The organism is Pseudocitrobacter faecalis, from assembly GCF_965231525.1.
Taxonomy (GTDB): Bacteria; Pseudomonadota; Gammaproteobacteria; order Enterobacterales; family Enterobacteriaceae; genus Pseudocitrobacter; species Pseudocitrobacter faecalis.
This window is the reverse complement of sequence record NZ_CBDDNJ010000002.1, coordinates 3,025,623-3,040,973: the sequence shown is the minus strand read 5'-3', so window position 1 is coordinate 3,040,973 and position 15,351 is coordinate 3,025,623. Positions and strand designations below refer to the sequence as shown.

Sequence of the window (15,351 nt, the reverse complement as noted above, 5' to 3'; positions counted from 1 at the left end):
AAAATAAAGAATTACCCGATATTGTTAAGCCTTGATTAAGGTTAGCATTGGTAGGCTATTTCTATTATGTAATAAGATTTGGTAATGCTAACGTGTTAATGCTCAAACGAATTTATTTAGTGGCTGCGCTAATTGCGGCCCAACTCTGCATTCTGCCTGCGGCGAATGCCTCATTTACCGAAACGGTGCGTAACGGCTTCTCCACGCTCAACGATAATATTGCGCAAACCTGGGATGAACCTCAACATTACGATCTCTATGTTCCGGCCATCACCTGGCATGCGCGCTTTGCCTACGATAAAGAGAAGACCGACCGTTACAACGAGCGTCCATGGGGCGCGGGTTTCGGTGTCTCTCGCTGGGATGAAAAAGGAAACTGGCACGGCATCTATCTGATGGCGTTTAAAGACTCCTGGAACAAATGGGAGCCCATTGGCGGCTACGGCTGGGAGAAAACCTGGCGACCGCTGACCGACGATAATTTCCGTCTGGGGCTCGGTTACACAGTTGGGGTAACGGCGCGTGATAACTACAACTATGTGCCGATTCCGGTGCTGCTGCCGATGGCGTCAATCGGTTATGGCCCGGCCACGTTCCAGATGACCTACATTCCGGGCACCTACAACAACGGTAACGTGTACTTTGCCTGGATGCGCTTCCAGTTTTAACCCCTGGTTTTGCGCACGGAAGCAGTGGGGTTGACTGGGTTGCTAACAAACTCGAATTAAAGTCAACCCCCGTATAAAAGTTAGAGACATTTATCACTTTTTAGCTAACCTGCACTAGACAAAACGCAGCATTATTGTTGTACTGATACCTGACACAGCATTTGTGTCGTTTTTTCATATAAAGGTAATTTTGATGTCTAAGATTAAAGGTAACGTTAAGTGGTTTAATGAGTCCAAAGGATTCGGTTTCATTACTCCGGAAGATGGCAGCAAAGACGTGTTCGTACACTTCTCTGCAATCCAGACCAATGGTTTCAAAACTCTGGCTGAAGGTCAGCGTGTAGAGTTCGAAATCACTAACGGTGCCAAAGGCCCTTCTGCTGCTAACGTAATCGCTCTGTAATCAGCGCATTAGCAGTCAGAATTCAAAACCCGCCTAATCGCGGGTTTTTTTTCGCCTATTTAGCGGCTGGCGTTAAACAGCCAGAAGGCCAGGGCGGTCATCGCAAAGGAGCCCAGCAGATTTACCGCGATATTCAGCAGCGCCCATCCCGGCTTCCCCGCCTGTAACAGAAAGACCACTTCCGCTGAAAAGGTTGAGAAGGTGGTTAAACCGCCGCAGAACCCTGTGGTGATAAGCAGTTTCCACATCGGATCGATATGCGTCATTCGGCTAAACCACGCCAGTCCCGCCCCAATGATAAACGCGCCCAGCAGGTTTGCTGTTAACGTGCCAATCGGCAGTGCATGATGCATTGGGTTGAGCCGGGTGCTGAGCATCCAGCGCGCGACGCTACCGGTACCGCCGCCGATAAAAACGGCCAGGAGAACGTTGAACACCTGATTATTCCTGTTTTCAAACCATCGAAGTGGGTGAGTTTAGCGTCGAAGCAGCTAATCTTGCCAGAAACAATGTAATAAAGAGGGCGTTATATGTGGGTCGCAGCGGGTCAATTTAGCGTTTCTGCCGACTGGCAGGCCAACGCACAGGAGTGCGTCGCGTTGATGCGCACGGCAGCTGAACGTGGTGTGTCATTGCTGGTTCTGCCTGAAGCATTGCTGGCGCGTGATATCGCCGACCCGGATCTCAGCGTGAAATCCGCTCAGACGCTTGATGGCGACTTTATGCAGCTACTGAAGACTCAGAGTCGTCAGGATACCCTGATGACCATTCTGACGCTGCACGTGCCTTCTACGGCGGGCAGGGCGATGAATACGCTGGTGGCGCTGCGTAGCGGAGAAGTGATTGCGCACTACCAGAAGCTGCACCTCTATGACGCGTTCAACGTGCAGGAGTCGAGGCTTGTGGATGCCGGTGATGTAGTGCCACCGCTGCTTGAAGTGGGCGAAATGCGCGTGGGGTTAATGACCTGCTACGATCTGCGTTTTCCGGAACTGGCATTGAGCCTGGCACTTCAGGGGGCAAATCTGCTGGTGTTACCGGCGGCATGGGTGCGAGGGCCGCTGAAGGAGCACCACTGGTCAACGCTTCTGGCCGCACGCGCGCTGGATACGACCTGCTATATCGTCGCTTCGGGCGAATGCGGCAGTCGGAATATTGGCCAGAGCCGTATTATCGACCCTTTAGGCGTCACGCTTGCCGGTGCCGGGGCGACGCCGCAACTTATAATGGCAGAAGTCTTTGAACAGCAGGTGACAGAGGTTCGCGCACAATTACCGGTATTAACTAACCGCCGCTTTGCGCTACCGCAATTACTGTGACGTTTTTTTAAACAACACTTGATTCACCTTGTTACAGATTGCTATTGTGTGCGCGCGGTAAGATGACCGTTAATACGCTATGGTCATTTAACGCATTTTGCAGCCTGTTTTAGAGAAGAAGGTATCTATGGGTGAGATTAGTATTACCAAACTGCTGGTTGTCGCAGCGCTGATTATTCTGGTGTTTGGTACCAAAAAATTACGTACGCTGGGTGGTGACCTGGGCTCAGCAATCAAGGGCTTCAAGAAAGCCATGAACGAGGATGACGTCAGCGCGAAGAAAAGCGTTGATGCGGATGACATCCCGGCGGAAAAACTCTCTCACAAAGAGTAAGCAGCAGACATTGGATAAGGCGTGCGGACAAATTCTGCGTTAAGCAGATGCATGCTTTATAACGGGCGATAGCTGCCTGTAAAAAAGGGCCAACGCGGAGACGCAATGGCCTTTTTTGATGCCTGAAATATGACGAAAGGTATTAAGTTGCAATCAGATGTTTCTAATGCCGATATAAAAAAACCGCTGCTTAAAAGCAACGGCTTCGTTAAACGCAGCGCCTGCGTTTATTTCACTTCCATCCCTTTCGCCTGCAGATCGGCGTGATAGGAGGAACGAACGAACGGGCCGCACGCGGCGTGGGTGAAGCCCATCGCCAGCGCTTCCGCTTTCATCTCTTCAAACTCATCCGGGCTGACATAACGCTGTACCGGCAGGTGATGGCGGCTCGGTTGCAGATACTGTCCCAGGGTCAGCATGGTGACACCATGGCTGCGCAGGTCGCGCATCACTTCGATGATTTCTGCATTGGTTTCACCCAGGCCGACCATCAGGCCAGATTTGGTTGGGATTTCCGGGTGCGCTTCTTTAAAGCGTTCCAGCAGCTTCAGTGACCAGTTGTAGTCCGCGCCCGGACGCACCTGGCGATAAATACGCGGCACGTTTTCCAGGTTGTGGTTAAAGACATCCGGCGGGGTTGCCGTCAGGATCTCTAACGCGCGATCCATGCGACCACGGAAGTCAGGAACCAGTGTCTCAATTTTGATCGCAGGGCTTTTCTCGCGGATGGCGCTGATGCAATCGGCAAAGTGCTGGGCACCGCCGTCGCGCAGATCATCACGGTCAACTGAGGTAATTACAACATAACGCAGCGCCATGTCGGCGATGGTTTGCGCCAGTTTGCCCGGTTCGTTGGCATCCGGGGCAATCGGGCGACCGTGGGCAACGTCACAGAACGGGCAACGACGCGTACAGATCGCACCCAGAATCATGAATGTCGCAGTGCCGTGGTTAAAACATTCCGCCAGGTTCGGGCAAGAGGCTTCTTCACAAACAGAGTGCAGGCCATTCTTGCGCATCGCCGCTTTGATGCCCTGAATACGGGAGGAGTCCGCCGGAAGTTTGATTTTCATCCACTCGGGTTTGCGTAGCAGCGCTTCGCGCTCGGTGGCCACGTTTTTGACCGGGATAAGTGCCATTTTATCGGCGTCGCGGTACTTAACACCGCGTTCCATCACAATGGGTTTACTCATAGCGTGCGTGTTCCAGTTGCGAGTCTTTAAGGAAAGCGTTTCAATTCAATGAAATGTTGCATTTATCAACTATTTTTGAATTCATTGTAAGCAGTATACCATTGAAACGGGTGTCAAAGCAGCCTGCCAGTGCGGCAAATTGTAAAATAGTTGTTGTTTTATGCTTTTTAGTTATCGGACGGACTGGCTCTTTTCGTGTTCAGAATGCCTGACGAATGACATCAATGACACCCTGCAAAACCGGATCCCGCAGGCTGAGTTTGTTGTAATGCAATGAAAATTCAACTTCTTCTTGCTGAATAGGGGCAAAATCAATGCTCGTCAGCGGCCAGCACTGGCGATAAAGAGAGAAGAACCGGTGCGGCATAATCCCCAACAGGTCGCTGCCGCCAATCAGTGACGCAATGGTGAATAAATTGTAACTGCTGAAACTCACCTGTCGGTCTGGCAGCATTTCATGGATGCGTTTATGCAGGCTGCTGTGGCTGCTGCCATCGGGCGTCAGCAGCGTATATTCATATGCCTTGAGCAATGACAGCGTGATCGGTTGCTGTAAGATGGGGTGCCCATGGCGACAGACCAGTACCAGCGGGTCGCGGAAAAGAGTGTGGCTGTATAGCGCTGGCATTGTCTGAGTATGACTATCGATGATCAAATCCGTCTGGAACTGACTAAGCTGGTTTTCTGTGTCGTTGACGGCAATATTACGTACCAGAATCTGCGGGAAGCGTTCTTTTATGGCCTGGTAAATTGCAGGCATGACAAGCGCCCCAACAGAGGGCGTCGTCCCAATGGTGAGGATACGTTGTTTATCGTAACTGCCAGTAAGATCCAGCGCGCCAAGTATCGACTCCAGCCCCTGGCTAATATATTCATGCAGGTGAGTGGCATAGGCCGTTGGCGTCACGCCCTGGCCTTTACGGACAAACAACGGGTCAGGAAACAGTCCACGCAGTTTTTGAATCGACTGGCTGATGGCAGACGGTGTGATATTCAACACCTTTGCGGCATTAACAATACCCTTATGCACATAGACCGCTTCAAAAATTGTCAGCAAATTAAGATCAATATTACGTAAGGTGCGGAAAAGCTGGGTTGAATCATTTTTGATACGTGTCGGTGATTTGTCTTTTAATGGTCGCTGATATTCCACTCTGTTTGCCCTGTATATATTCACTGTGTGAATATCTTATTGCCTGTGTCATTATTATTATCGGTGATGAAAAATGCTGATTTTATTTTAATCGCATTTATTCAATGGGTTGTGATACTGCGAAAGTCGGATGTGTTAATTTCTGAACGGTGCAATGAGTGAAAAATATAGAAGTTTTATATTCTTGTAAAGAGCGAGAACGGGAAATGTTCTCAGCCCAATGATATTATCGGGCCGAGACGAAAAGAGATTAAGCGTGAATATATTCGTGTGGCGGATTGTTTAGCAGGGCTAAAAAATGTGAGACTAAAAGTGGCGAAATATTGTCAGGTGTGGCATCTGTTTTCCACTGCTGAACCTGCGTCATCTCCATACCGGCGTAACCGCAAGGATTGATGCGCAGGAACGGAGATAAATCCATCGCAATATTCAGTGCCAGGCCGTGGAACGAACACCCTTTACGAATTCGTAGCCCCAGGGAGCAGATTTTTTTCTCTCCCACGTAAACGCCAGGCGCATCGGCACGCGGATGCGCGTCAATACCGCATTCCGCCAGCGTATTCACGACCGTTTGTTCCAGCAGCGTCACCAGTTCACGCACGCCAAGCTTACGACGCTTCAGGTTCAGCAGCACATACATGACCTGCTGGCCCGGCCCGTGATAGGTCACCTGACCGCCACGGTCGCTTTGAATGACGGGGATATCCCCCGGCACCAGTACGTGCTCCGCTTTACCGGCCTGGCCCTGAGTAAAAACAGGGTGATGCTCTACCAGCCAGATTTCATCGGGCGTTGTGTCGTCGCGTTGATCGGTAAACTCATGCATGGCCTGGGAGACGGGTTCATACGGCTGTAAACCAAGCTGGCGGATGAGAAGGGTATTGGTGTCCAAAACAGCATCTCCGTAGAGAAGGGAATTCATGGACGGGGAGTATATCACAAACAATTAACGTTACCCGGCAGGCCGGGTAACGTGGCAGGGATTACAGCACCATACGAACAATTTCGATATTGCCTAACTCTTCGTACAGCGTCTCCACTTGCTCAATATGCGTCGCGTTGATGGTAATGGACACCGAGTGGTAGTTGCCTTTGCTGCTCGGTTTTATCTGCGGAGAGTAATCACCAGGCGCATGGCGCTGTACCACTTCCACCACCTGGTCAACCAACTCAGGTTTCGCCAGACCCATCACTTTGTAGGTAAAGGGAGTCGGGAATTCAAGCAGTTCGTTCAGTTTGGTTTTCATGTCAGCTCCAGTGGTAAAAAGAACAACTCCCGCCGGACAGGCGGGAGTTGTTTAACGTTACATAGTATATGGGGATCGAAATCACACTTTCAAGTGGGTGATTTTTAACCAAACCAGTGATGGAACATTAATTTAATGTAATCAATGATTTTGCCGAAGAAGTTACCTTCCGGAATTTCCTGCAGCACCACCAGCGGACGCTGTTCAATCGTTTTGCCGTCCAGCTGGAAGTTAATTGTACCGACCACCTGGTTTTTCTGCAGCGGCGCGTGCAGTTCGGTAGAGGTCAGCACATAGCTGGCTTTCAGGTCTTTCATGCGACCGCGCGGGATAGTCAGGTAAACGTCTTTGTCCACGCCGAGGGAAGCACGATCGCTGTCGCCGAACCAGGCGGGCTCAGAGGCGAACTCTTTACCGGCTTTCAGCGGGCTGACGGTTTCGAAGAAGCGGAAACCCCAGGTCAGCAGTTTTTTGCTTTCACTCTCGCGCCCTTTAAAGGTGCGCCCCCCCATTACGGCAGAGATCAGACGCATTTGCCCTTCGGTCGCGGATGCCACCAGGTTGTAGCCTGCTTTATCGGTGTGCCCGGTTTTAATACCATCAACGTTCAGGCTGTTGTCCCACAGCAGGCCGTTACGGTTGGTTTGACGAATACCATTAAAGGTGAACTCTTTCTCTTTATAAATTGTGTATTCGTTTGGCACATCGCGAATCAGCGCCTGACCGATTTTCGCCATATCACGTGCGGAGCTGTACTGACCGTCAGCATCCAGGCCGTGAACGGTCTGGAAATGGGTATTTTGCAGGCCCAGCGCGCTGACGTAGCTGTTCATCAGGCCCACGAAGGAATCCTGACTGCCCGCCACGAAGTCGGCCATTGCCACGCAGGCATCGTTACCGGATTGCAGGTTGATTCCGCGGATCAGCTGAGAAACAGGAACCTGCATGCCAGGTTTCAGGAACATCAGCGAAGAGCCTTTGAACACCGGATTGCCGGTCGCCCATGCGTCGTTGCCGATGGTGACCAGATCGGATTCTTTAAATTTACCCGCTTTCATCGCCTGGCCGATAACGTAGCTGGTCATCATTTTGGTCAGACTGGCCGGGTCGCGGCGGGCGTCAGCGTTTTGTTCCGCCAGAACTTTGCCTGAGTTGTAGTCGATCAGGATATAGGATTCCGCGTCAATCTGCGGTACGCCTGGGATCATGGTTTTGATGTTTAAATCATCGGCATGGGCAGCGGAAGTCAGTACGGCGACTGAGAGCGCTGGGATAAGTAAGCAAGCAGAAAGAGAGGTCTTCATGGTCAGAACAACGACGTCCGTTTATGGAATTAAAAAAAGTGCCTTACTATAGCAAATGCACTGCGGGCAGGCATCCGACATCGCATACGACTTTGTTAATGACTTTTACATTCATTAGCAAACGATATCGGAAGCCTGCTACATCTTAGTTGGCGCGTGTAATAAATGATTGCAACTGGGCTTCACTCTGCAAACGCTGTTGTAGGGTGCTGGCTTCGCCTTTATTGCTGAACGGGCCTAACTGAATACGCCAGACAGCACCGTTTTGCGTGACGCGTCCCGGCACAGAGAATTGCTGGCTCAGACGCTGTTGATACTGTTGCGCGCGCGCCTGGTCGCTGACGGCACCAACCTGAACCACAAAGTCACCGGTTGCGGCAGGCGCTGCCACTGGTGCGGCGACGGCCGCAGGGGCTGGCGTTGCTGCGGGCGCGGTCACCGGCGCGGCGGTTTGCACCGGCGGGGTAGGCTCGCTGCTCTCCAGTACACCGTTGTTGAGCGGGGTGGGGGCGCCGAGGAAACCACTGCTGCTGACAGGCGCACCGGCGGTATCTTCAGGTTTTAGCGTATCGTTGCTGATGGCACGCACATCGCCCTGGGGCATAGTCGCTTGCGGGGCAGATGACGCGCTGCCTAATCCACTGCTCAGATCCGGGCGCGCGGGTAGTGCGTAGGTCTGTTTTGCCACGGTTGTACAGGCCATACCCGGGCCCGACAGCGTACCGTCCTGGGCCACGATAATCGGATCAATACGCACTTTGGTGTTGTTCGACGTATTTAAACGATCGGCTGCCGCGCGCGAGAGGGAAATCACGCGATCGTTGCCATATGGGCCGCGATCGTTAATCCGCACGACGATCATACGCCCATTCGCCAGGTTGGTGACACGCGCGTAGCTTGGCACCGGCAACGTAGGGTGTGCGGCGGTGATTTGCATCGGGTCGAATGTTTCGCCGGTCGCCGTCAGATTGCTGCCGGGTTCCGCGTCGTAAATAGCAGCAAAACCTGCCTGGCTGAAATTGGCAGGATCCTGCACGATTTTGTAGTTTTTACCGTCGCGCTGGTAATCCTGGTTGGCGGTGGCGCTCAGCGGCTCAAAGCGCGGATCGGCCCCGCTGATTTCCACTATCGGGCCATTACATACTGCGGGCTGCGGAACGGTGACGGTTTTTTGTTGCACATCATCATTCGAACAACCTGCCAGCAATCCTGCTGCGATGCAGATCCCCAGCCAAAGCTTTTGCATTGAGCACCTCTTAGACGCTTTTCGACAACATTTTTCTGTGGGTGTGTATCGACATGACGATACCGAACCCGGCCATCAGTACAATAAGGGCCGAGCCCCCGTAGCTGACCAGCGGCAGCGGAACGCCCACCACCGGAAGGATGCCACTTACCATACCAATATTTACAAAGACATAAACGAATAAAATCAGCATCAGGCCACCGGCCATGACGCGGCCAAAGGTGGTTTGCGCCTGGGCGGCAATCCAGAGCCCGCGCATAATCAGCAGCACGTACAGCGCCAGCAAAACCAGAATGCCAATCAGCCCCAGTTCTTCCGCCAGAACGGCGAAGATAAAGTCGGTGTGACGTTCAGGCAGAAATTCCAGCTGCGACTGGGTGCCGTGCAGCCAGCCTTTCCCACGCAGGCCGCCGGAGCCTATCGCAATTTTAGACTGAATAATATGATAGCCCGCGCCAAGTGGATCTGACTCCGGATCGAGCAGCATCATGACACGCTGACGTTGATAGTCGTGCATCAGGAAGAACCACAATATTGGAATAAAGGCGGCAATAAGAACGACGGCGATGCCGATAAGCCGCCAGCTCAGACCGGAGAGGAAAAGCACAAATAAACCGGAGAGCAGAACCAGTATTGACGTGCCGAGGTCAGGCTGCGCCGCGACCAGCAGCGTGGGCATGAAGATGAGTATCAGCGCGATACCCGTATTTTTCAACGACGGTGGGCAGACATCACGGTTGATAAAGCGCGCAACCATCAGGGGCACTGCAATTTTGGCAATCTCTGACGGCTGGAAGCGCACAATACCAAGATCGAGCCAACGTTGCGCGCCTTTAGAGATAGCACCGAAAGCATCGACCGCCACCAACAAAATAATACAGAAGATATAGAGCCAGGGCGCCCATCCTTCATACACGCGCGGCGGGATTTGCGCCATCACCACCATGATCACCAGACCCATGGCAATCTGGCCGATTTTACGCTCCATCATGCCGATGTCCTGGCCGCTGGCGCTCCAGATGACCAACGAACTGTAGGTCAGCAGCGCCAGCAGGATCAGCATCATGGCCGGATCGATGTGGATTTTATCCCACAGCGATTTTTTGTTCGGATTATCCGTCATGTTTATTGGTCCTCCGCCGCCGTTGCGGCCGGATTTTCGGCTGGCAATTCGGTGTTGTTATCGCCAAGCATAATGTGGTCGAGAATTTGACGCATAATCGTCCCCACCGCCGGGCCTGCGCCGCCGTTCTCCAGAATAATGGCAACGGCAACTTTCGGATCGTTGTACGGTGCGAAGGCGGTCATCAGTTTATGGTCGCGCAGACGTTCGGCAATTTTATGCGCGTTATAAGTTTCATTCGCTTTGAGGCCGAATACCTGTGCGGTACCGGACTTAGCCGCAATTTTATACGGCGCGCTGGCAAAGTATTTATGCGCAGTACCGTTGCCACGGTTGGCGACGCCATACATTCCATCTTTGGCGATTTCCCAGAAACCGGAATGAATATCGCCTACCGGCGGTTCATGTGGCTGCTCCCAGGGGATCTGTTTCCCGGCTTCGGTGGTGCTCATCAACAGATGCGGTACTTTCACGACGCCATCGTTAATCAGGATCATCAGCGCTTTGCTCATCTGAATCGGCGTTGCCGTCCAGTAGCCCTGGCCGATACCGACCGGAATGGTGTCGCCCTGATACCACGGCTTTTTGAAGCGCTTCTGCTTCCACTCGCGGGTCGGCATGTTACCGGAACGCTCTTCCGCAAGGTCGATTCCCGTGTAATGGCCATAACCAAATTTCCCCATCCACTCGGACAGGCGGTCAATACCCATGTCATAGGCGACCTGATAGAAGAAGGTATCCGCGGATTCTTCCAGCGCTTTCGTCACGTTGAGGTGGCCGTGCCCCCATTTTTTCCAGTCACGATAGCGTTTTTCTGAGCCCGGCAACTGCCACCAACCGGGGTCAAACAGGCTGGTATTGCGGGTTATCACGCCTGCGCTGAGGGCGGATACGGACACATAGGGTTTAACGGTAGAGGCCGGAGGATAAACGCCCTGGGTGGCGCGGTTAACCAGCGGTGTATTCGGATCGTTTAGCAACCCGGAATAGTCTTTGCTGGAGATACCGTCCACAAACAGGTTTGGATCGTAGCTTGGCATGGAAACCAGCGCCAGAATACCGCCGGTGCGTGGGTCGGTAACCACAACGGCCGCACGGCTGCCGGCCAGCAGCGTTTCAATGTACTGTTGCAGCTTAAGATCGAGCGTCAGGTAGATATCGTGCCCGGCCTGCGGCGGCACTTCCTTCAGCTGTCGGATAACGCGCCCACGGTTGTTGACCTCAACTTCTTCATATCCGGTCTGACCGTGTAGCACATCTTCATAATAGCGTTCGATACCGAGCTTTCCGATATCATGGGTTGCCGCGTAGTTAGCGAGTTTGCCGTCTTTGTCGAGTCGATCAACGTCTTTATCGTTAATTTTTGAGACGTAGCCGATGACGTGGGTGAGGGCAGAACCAAACGGATAGTAGCGGCGTTTATAGCCTTTCACCTCCACGCCCGGGAAGCGGTACTGATTCACCGCAAAGCGCGCCACCTGCACTTCCGTCAGGTTAGTTTTCACCGGGATAGAGGTAAAACGATGCGAGCGTGAACGCTCCTTTTTGAAATTGGCGATATCATCATCGTTGAGATCGACTACGCCGCGCAGCGCTTCGAGCGTGTCCTGCACGCTGTCGACTTTTTCCGGCATCATCTCCAGTTGGTAGATAGTGCGGTTGAGCGCCAGCGGGGTACCGTTGCGATCGTAGATAATGCCGCGGCTTGGCGCTATTGGCACAAGCTTGATGCGGTTCTCGTTGGAACGGGTTTGATAATCGGTAAAACGGACAATCTGCAGATTATAGAGGTTAGCGATCAGCACGCCGGTAAGCAGCAAAATCCCCGTAAAGGCGACCAGCGCCCGGCGCACAAACAGCGCAGACTCAGCCGAATAGTCGCGAAAAGAATTCTGTAGTTTCATTCGCTGCTTAATTTACCCTGGTCATCATTACTCGCGGTGGTAAGGGTGGTTGGTGGTGATGCTCCACGCCCGGTACAGACTCTCGGCGACCAGCACGCGCACCAGCGGGTGCGGCATCGTGAGGTTCGAAAGCGACCAGCTCTGTTCAGCGGCGGCTTTACAGGCCGGAGAAAGCCCCTCAGGCCCGCCAATCAGCAGGCTGACGTCGCGGCCATCCTGCTTCCAGCGCTCCAGTTCGACCGCCAGATGGGGCGTATCCCACGGTTTGCCGGGAATATCGAGCGTGACAATGCGATTTTTACCGGCGGCGGCGAGCATCAGCTCGCCTTCTTTATCGAGAATACGTTTGATGTCCGCATTCTTACCGCGCTTACCGGCAGGAATCTCTACCAGTTCAAACGGCATGTCTTTCGGAAAACGGCGCAGATATTCGGTAAACCCGGTTTGTACCCAATCCGGCATTTTGGTGCCGACGGCGACCAACTGCAGCTTCACAACTTAACTCCAGAGCTTTTCCAGTTCATACAGGCGACGGCTCTCTTCCTGCATGACGTGGACAATCACATCGCCTAAATCGACAACAACCCAATCGGCGACGTTTTCGCCTTCCACGCCCAGCGGCATTAAGCCCGCGGCGCGAGATTCCTGAACAACATGATCGGCGATAGACATGACATGACGGCTGGATGTGCCGGTGCAGATCACCATGCAATCGGTGATGCTGGATTTACCGTGAACGTCGATAGCCACGATGTCCTGACCTTTCAGGTCATCAATTTTGTCGATTACAAAATCCTGGAGTGCTTTACCCTGCAAGTGTGTTCCCCTTGGGTGTGTGAAGAAAATCGTCGTAGAGCCCGACAGTATACCCGAACTGAAGGCGTTGTCGGGACAAATGTCACCGGACGGGTCGTAAGGCGGGCTATCATCCCATTCATTAATAACGAATGCATCGCCATTTTTGTAAAACAATTTTTGCCAATAGCTGCATCTGGAATGATTCTGGCTGCGGAGAATAACAGTCTGTCGGCGGGTGTCAATGGCTGCGCCGGACGCGGCGGTAGAAATCGGGATTATCCCGCTTCTGGCTGCCAGCGTGCGCGGCTATTGAGGACGCGAAGCGTGGCAAACGCAGGTGTAAACTCAATCACGCTCCAGGCGCCCTGGTCGATGCGAAAATGCCACATTGCTGATGATGGCATCTTCAGTAAAAGTGCGGTCAACAGGCTTAAGACGCCCTGATGACTGACCAGCAGCAGGTTCTGGTAATCTCGCTCGGGAAATCTGTCGATAAAGGTATTAACCCGCGCAGAGAAAGCCTGGAAGCCCTCGCCGTTGGTGGGGATAGCATTCTGCCAGTCGTTACACCAGGCGTCATAATTGGCTGCGTCTTCGATAACCAAATCACGGTGGTGGCGCATCTCCCAGTCGCCAAAAAACATCTCATTGAGCTGGGGGACAATTTCGGGCACAAGCGGGCGATCGCCCAGCAGCAGGCGCGCGGTTTGCTGCGTACGTTCCAGTTCGCTGCACATCACATGATCAAAAGGCACCCGTTGCAGGAGCGTACCGAGCGTCTCGGCTTGCCCGATGCCTTTTGCCGTCAGCGGGGTAGGCGAGTGGCCGGAGTACAGCCCATCGACATTTGCCTGGGTTTCTCCGTGACGAACCAGCCAGAGTTTCATTGTGTTTCTCCCTGAATCAACAAACTGAAGTAAGATACTGCTTTTTGGCGGAGAAGTATCATGGCTAAGCTTACCAGCACGCACGGCGGTAATATTCGCGAGGCTGCGCAGTTGCTGGGCATTGAACCCGCTTTGCTCGTTGATTTTAGCGCGAATATTAATCCGTTGGGTATGCCGGAGACGCTCAAACAGGCGTTGTTTGCGCAAATTGGCGTGGCGGAGCGCTATCCGGATGTGGAGTATCAGCGTCTGCATCAGCAACTGGCGGCGCACCATGAGGTTCCCGTTGAGTGGGTTCTGGCCGGTAATGGCGAAACGGAATCCATTTATACGCTGGCGCAGGGGCTTGAACCGCAGCGAGCCATGCTGGTGACGCCGGGTTTTGCGGAATACCGACGGGCGCTGGCGCAGATCGGTTGTCAGATCAGCGAATTTTCCCTGTGCGAAGACGAGGGCTGGCAGCTTACCGAACGCTTGCTTCCGGCCCTGACCGCTGAGCTGGATTGCCTGTTTCTGTGTACGCCGAATAACCCGACCGGGCTTTATCCTGATGCATCATTATTGGCGGCGATTATGGAACGCTGTCGGGCGCTGTCGATAACGTTGGTGGTCGATGAGGCGTTTCTCGATTTCCTTCCTGATGAACCCGGGCTGATTCCGCTCCTGAGAAATAACCCGCATGTATGGGTGCTGCGATCGTTGACCAAGTTTTATGCCATTCCAGGGCTGCGTCTGGGGTATTTGCTGAACAGCGACGCTGACGCCGTGGCGCGATTACGTCAACGCCAGATGCCCTGGTCTATCAATGCATTTGCGGCGTTGGCGGGCGAAATGGTTCTGCACGATCGTGCATATCAGCAGGCAACCTGGCAGTGGCTGGCGAAGGAAAGAGCGGCGTTGCTGTCGCGGCTGCGTGACTTTTCCGCGCTGACGGTCTGGGAAGGGCGCGCGAACTACCTGTTTTTACGCTGTAATATTCCGGAACTGGATTTACAGCAGGCGCTGCTGACGCGTCATGTGCTCATTCGTAGCTGTGCGAATTATCCGGGGCTGGACGGGCGTTATTATCGCGTGGCGATTCGCAGTCGGGAAGAAAACGCCCGGCTGTGCCAGGCGTTGAATGAGATATTTAGCGGTACAAGCCCTGCTGCATGATGTATTCCAGCACCGGTGCGGGCATCATTTCGTCGCAGGATTCGCCGTTTTGTAATCGTTCGCGAATGATGGTGGCGGAGATATCAAACCACGGCGTCTCGGCGAGGAAGATTTTCCCCGCAGGCAGTTCGTGCAGATCTTCCGAGCGCAGCGTCAGTCGGTCATCCAGCCACTGCTGATGCTCCGGCTGCTTCATCGTCATTGGGTAGCCGGGCCGACGCGTGACAATCAGATGCGCGTTATCCAGAATGGTTTCGTACTGGTGCCAGGTGGGAAACGTCAGTAAGGAATCCTGTCCGATGATAAACGCCAGCGGCGTTTCCGGCCCTTCCTCCTGACGCCACTCCTGTAAGGTTTGCGCCGTATAAGACGGCATGTCGCGGCGCAGCTCACGTTCGTCCAGCACAAATAACGGTTTATCGGCAATCGCCAGTTCCACCATATGTTTGCGTTGATCGCTGGTGGCTTCTGGCTGCGGACGGTGCGGCGGCACGTTATTTGGCATAATAATTATGCGCGATAACCCTATCTGATTTGCCAGAATTTCTACTGGCTTCAGATGACCATAATGAATGGGATCGAAAGTACCGCCAAACAGTGCCTGGAGCTTAGTCATA

The 15,351-nt window shown here is 53.3% G+C and carries 18 protein-coding genes; 5 read left to right on the top strand and 13 right to left on the bottom strand.

The annotated features are described in order from the left end of the window. Positions 1 to 92 precede the first annotated feature (92 nt). Entirely contained in the window at positions 93 to 668 is a 576-nt protein-coding gene (pagP, locus tag ACOXYR_RS15145) for a lipid IV(A) palmitoyltransferase PagP (RefSeq protein WP_375875742.1), read from the top strand. A 193-nt stretch (positions 669 to 861) separates the two neighbouring features. Then, positions 862 to 1,071 (top strand): transcription antiterminator/RNA stability regulator CspE, encoded by a 210-nt coding sequence (gene cspE / locus ACOXYR_RS15140; protein ID WP_000034825.1) that lies wholly within the window; start codon positions 862 to 864, stop codon positions 1,069 to 1,071. Positions 1,072 to 1,130: 59 nt separating this feature from the next. Here cspE and crcB read toward each other — a convergent pair whose 3' ends face one another. Then, positions 1,131 to 1,508: a fluoride efflux transporter CrcB gene (crcB, locus tag ACOXYR_RS15135; protein WP_421356093.1), complete on the bottom strand. Its 378-nt coding sequence runs from the start codon at positions 1,506 to 1,508 to the stop codon at positions 1,131 to 1,133. Between the two features lie 93 nt (positions 1,509 to 1,601). Between crcB and ACOXYR_RS15130 the strand changes: the two genes are divergently transcribed. After that, positions 1,602 to 2,390, top strand: coding sequence for a deaminated glutathione amidase (locus ACOXYR_RS15130; protein WP_421356092.1), 789 nt, complete (start codon positions 1,602 to 1,604; stop codon positions 2,388 to 2,390). Positions 2,391 to 2,517: 127 nt separating this feature from the next. Further along, positions 2,518 to 2,724 (top strand): twin-arginine translocase subunit TatE, encoded by a 207-nt coding sequence (gene tatE / locus ACOXYR_RS15125; protein WP_108473940.1) that lies wholly within the window; start codon positions 2,518 to 2,520, stop codon positions 2,722 to 2,724. Positions 2,725 to 2,951: 227 nt separating this feature from the next. Here tatE and lipA read toward each other — a convergent pair whose 3' ends face one another. The 11 genes from lipA to ACOXYR_RS15070 all read right to left on the bottom strand — a co-directional run bounded on the left by lipA (position 2,952) and on the right by ACOXYR_RS15070 (position 13,579). Then, positions 2,952 to 3,917, bottom strand: coding sequence for a lipoyl synthase (lipA, locus tag ACOXYR_RS15120; RefSeq protein ID WP_108473939.1), 966 nt, complete (start codon positions 3,915 to 3,917; stop codon positions 2,952 to 2,954). Between the two features lie 199 nt (positions 3,918 to 4,116). Beyond that, positions 4,117 to 5,070: a YbeF family transcriptional regulator gene (locus tag ACOXYR_RS15115; RefSeq protein WP_421356091.1), complete on the bottom strand. Its 954-nt coding sequence runs from the start codon at positions 5,068 to 5,070 to the stop codon at positions 4,117 to 4,119. A 250-nt stretch (positions 5,071 to 5,320) separates the two neighbouring features. Beyond that, positions 5,321 to 5,992 (bottom strand): lipoyl(octanoyl) transferase LipB, encoded by a 672-nt coding sequence (lipB, locus tag ACOXYR_RS15110; protein WP_415728674.1) that lies wholly within the window; start codon positions 5,990 to 5,992, stop codon positions 5,321 to 5,323. 61 nt (positions 5,993 to 6,053) lie between these two features. Further along, a complete protein-coding gene (gene ybeD / locus ACOXYR_RS15105; protein WP_015965386.1) occupies positions 6,054 to 6,317 on the bottom strand; it encodes a DUF493 family protein YbeD in 264 nt (87 codons plus the stop codon). A gap of 104 nt (positions 6,318 to 6,421) precedes the next feature. Next, entirely contained in the window at positions 6,422 to 7,621 is a 1,200-nt protein-coding gene (gene dacA, locus ACOXYR_RS15100; protein ID WP_015965385.1) for a D-alanyl-D-alanine carboxypeptidase DacA, read from the bottom strand. Positions 7,622 to 7,766: 145 nt separating this feature from the next. Next, positions 7,767 to 8,867 (bottom strand): endolytic peptidoglycan transglycosylase RlpA, encoded by a 1,101-nt coding sequence (gene rlpA / locus ACOXYR_RS15095; protein WP_113857519.1) that lies wholly within the window; start codon positions 8,865 to 8,867, stop codon positions 7,767 to 7,769. A gap of 10 nt (positions 8,868 to 8,877) precedes the next feature. Beyond that, positions 8,878 to 9,990, bottom strand: a complete 1,113-nt coding sequence (gene mrdB, locus ACOXYR_RS15090) for a peptidoglycan glycosyltransferase MrdB (protein WP_108473935.1) — start codon at positions 9,988 to 9,990, stop codon at positions 8,878 to 8,880. Positions 9,991 to 9,992: 2 nt separating this feature from the next. After that, positions 9,993 to 11,894, bottom strand: a complete 1,902-nt coding sequence (gene mrdA, locus ACOXYR_RS15085) for a peptidoglycan DD-transpeptidase MrdA (protein WP_108473934.1) — start codon at positions 11,892 to 11,894, stop codon at positions 9,993 to 9,995. Positions 11,895 to 11,921: 27 nt separating this feature from the next. Next, a complete protein-coding gene (gene rlmH / locus ACOXYR_RS15080) occupies positions 11,922 to 12,389 on the bottom strand; it encodes a 23S rRNA (pseudouridine(1915)-N(3))-methyltransferase RlmH (protein WP_108473933.1) in 468 nt (155 codons plus the stop codon). Positions 12,390 to 12,392: 3 nt separating this feature from the next. After that, entirely contained in the window at positions 12,393 to 12,710 is a 318-nt protein-coding gene (rsfS, locus tag ACOXYR_RS15075; RefSeq protein WP_041686290.1) for a ribosome silencing factor, read from the bottom strand. Between the two features lie 257 nt (positions 12,711 to 12,967). Next, entirely contained in the window at positions 12,968 to 13,579 is a 612-nt protein-coding gene (locus tag ACOXYR_RS15070) for an adenosylcobalamin/alpha-ribazole phosphatase (RefSeq protein ID WP_421356090.1), read from the bottom strand. Between the two features lie 60 nt (positions 13,580 to 13,639). On the opposite strand from ACOXYR_RS15070, the gene cobD reads away from it, so the two are divergent. Beyond that, positions 13,640 to 14,734 (top strand): threonine-phosphate decarboxylase CobD, encoded by a 1,095-nt coding sequence (gene cobD / locus ACOXYR_RS15065; protein WP_415728670.1) that lies wholly within the window; start codon positions 13,640 to 13,642, stop codon positions 14,732 to 14,734. On the opposite strand, the gene nadD is transcribed toward cobD, so the two are convergent. Next, a complete protein-coding gene (gene nadD, locus ACOXYR_RS15060; RefSeq protein WP_350436339.1) occupies positions 14,709 to 15,350 on the bottom strand; it encodes a nicotinate-nucleotide adenylyltransferase in 642 nt (213 codons plus the stop codon). The two genes, cobD and nadD, sit on opposite strands and share 26 nt — an antisense overlap. Between the last annotated feature and the right edge of the window lies 1 nt (position 15,351).

What these genes read in the sequence shown, in the direction of transcription:
- cspE (WP_000034825.1), top strand. Translation starts at nt 862, where the DNA reads ATGTCTAAGATTAAAGGTAACGTTAAGTGGTTTAATGAGTCCAAAGGA.
- ACOXYR_RS15130 (WP_421356092.1), top strand. Translation starts at nt 1,602, where the DNA reads ATGTGGGTCGCAGCGGGTCAATTTAGCGTTTCTGCCGACTGGCAGGCC.
- tatE (WP_108473940.1), top strand. Translation starts at nt 2,518, where the DNA reads ATGGGTGAGATTAGTATTACCAAACTGCTGGTTGTCGCAGCGCTGATT.
- lipA (WP_108473939.1), bottom strand. Translation starts at nt 3,917, where the DNA reads ATGAGTAAACCCATTGTGATGGAACGCGGTGTTAAGTACCGCGACGCC.
- lipB (WP_415728674.1), bottom strand. Translation starts at nt 5,992, where the DNA reads ATGAATTCCCTTCTCTACGGAGATGCTGTTTTGGACACCAATACCCTT.
- ybeD (WP_015965386.1), bottom strand. Translation starts at nt 6,317, where the DNA reads ATGAAAACCAAACTGAACGAACTGCTTGAATTCCCGACTCCCTTTACC.
- dacA (WP_015965385.1), bottom strand. Translation starts at nt 7,621, where the DNA reads ATGAAGACCTCTCTTTCTGCTTGCTTACTTATCCCAGCGCTCTCAGTC.
- rlpA (WP_113857519.1), bottom strand. Translation starts at nt 8,867, where the DNA reads ATGCAAAAGCTTTGGCTGGGGATCTGCATCGCAGCAGGATTGCTGGCA.
- mrdB (WP_108473935.1), bottom strand. Translation starts at nt 9,990, where the DNA reads ATGACGGATAATCCGAACAAAAAATCGCTGTGGGATAAAATCCACATC.
- mrdA (WP_108473934.1), bottom strand. Translation starts at nt 11,894, where the DNA reads ATGAAACTACAGAATTCTTTTCGCGACTATTCGGCTGAGTCTGCGCTG.
- ACOXYR_RS15070 (WP_421356090.1), bottom strand. Translation starts at nt 13,579, where the DNA reads ATGAAACTCTGGCTGGTTCGTCACGGAGAAACCCAGGCAAATGTCGAT.
- cobD (WP_415728670.1), top strand. Translation starts at nt 13,640, where the DNA reads ATGGCTAAGCTTACCAGCACGCACGGCGGTAATATTCGCGAGGCTGCG.
- nadD (WP_350436339.1), bottom strand. Translation starts at nt 15,350, where the DNA reads ATGACTAAGCTCCAGGCACTGTTTGGCGGTACTTTCGATCCCATTCAT.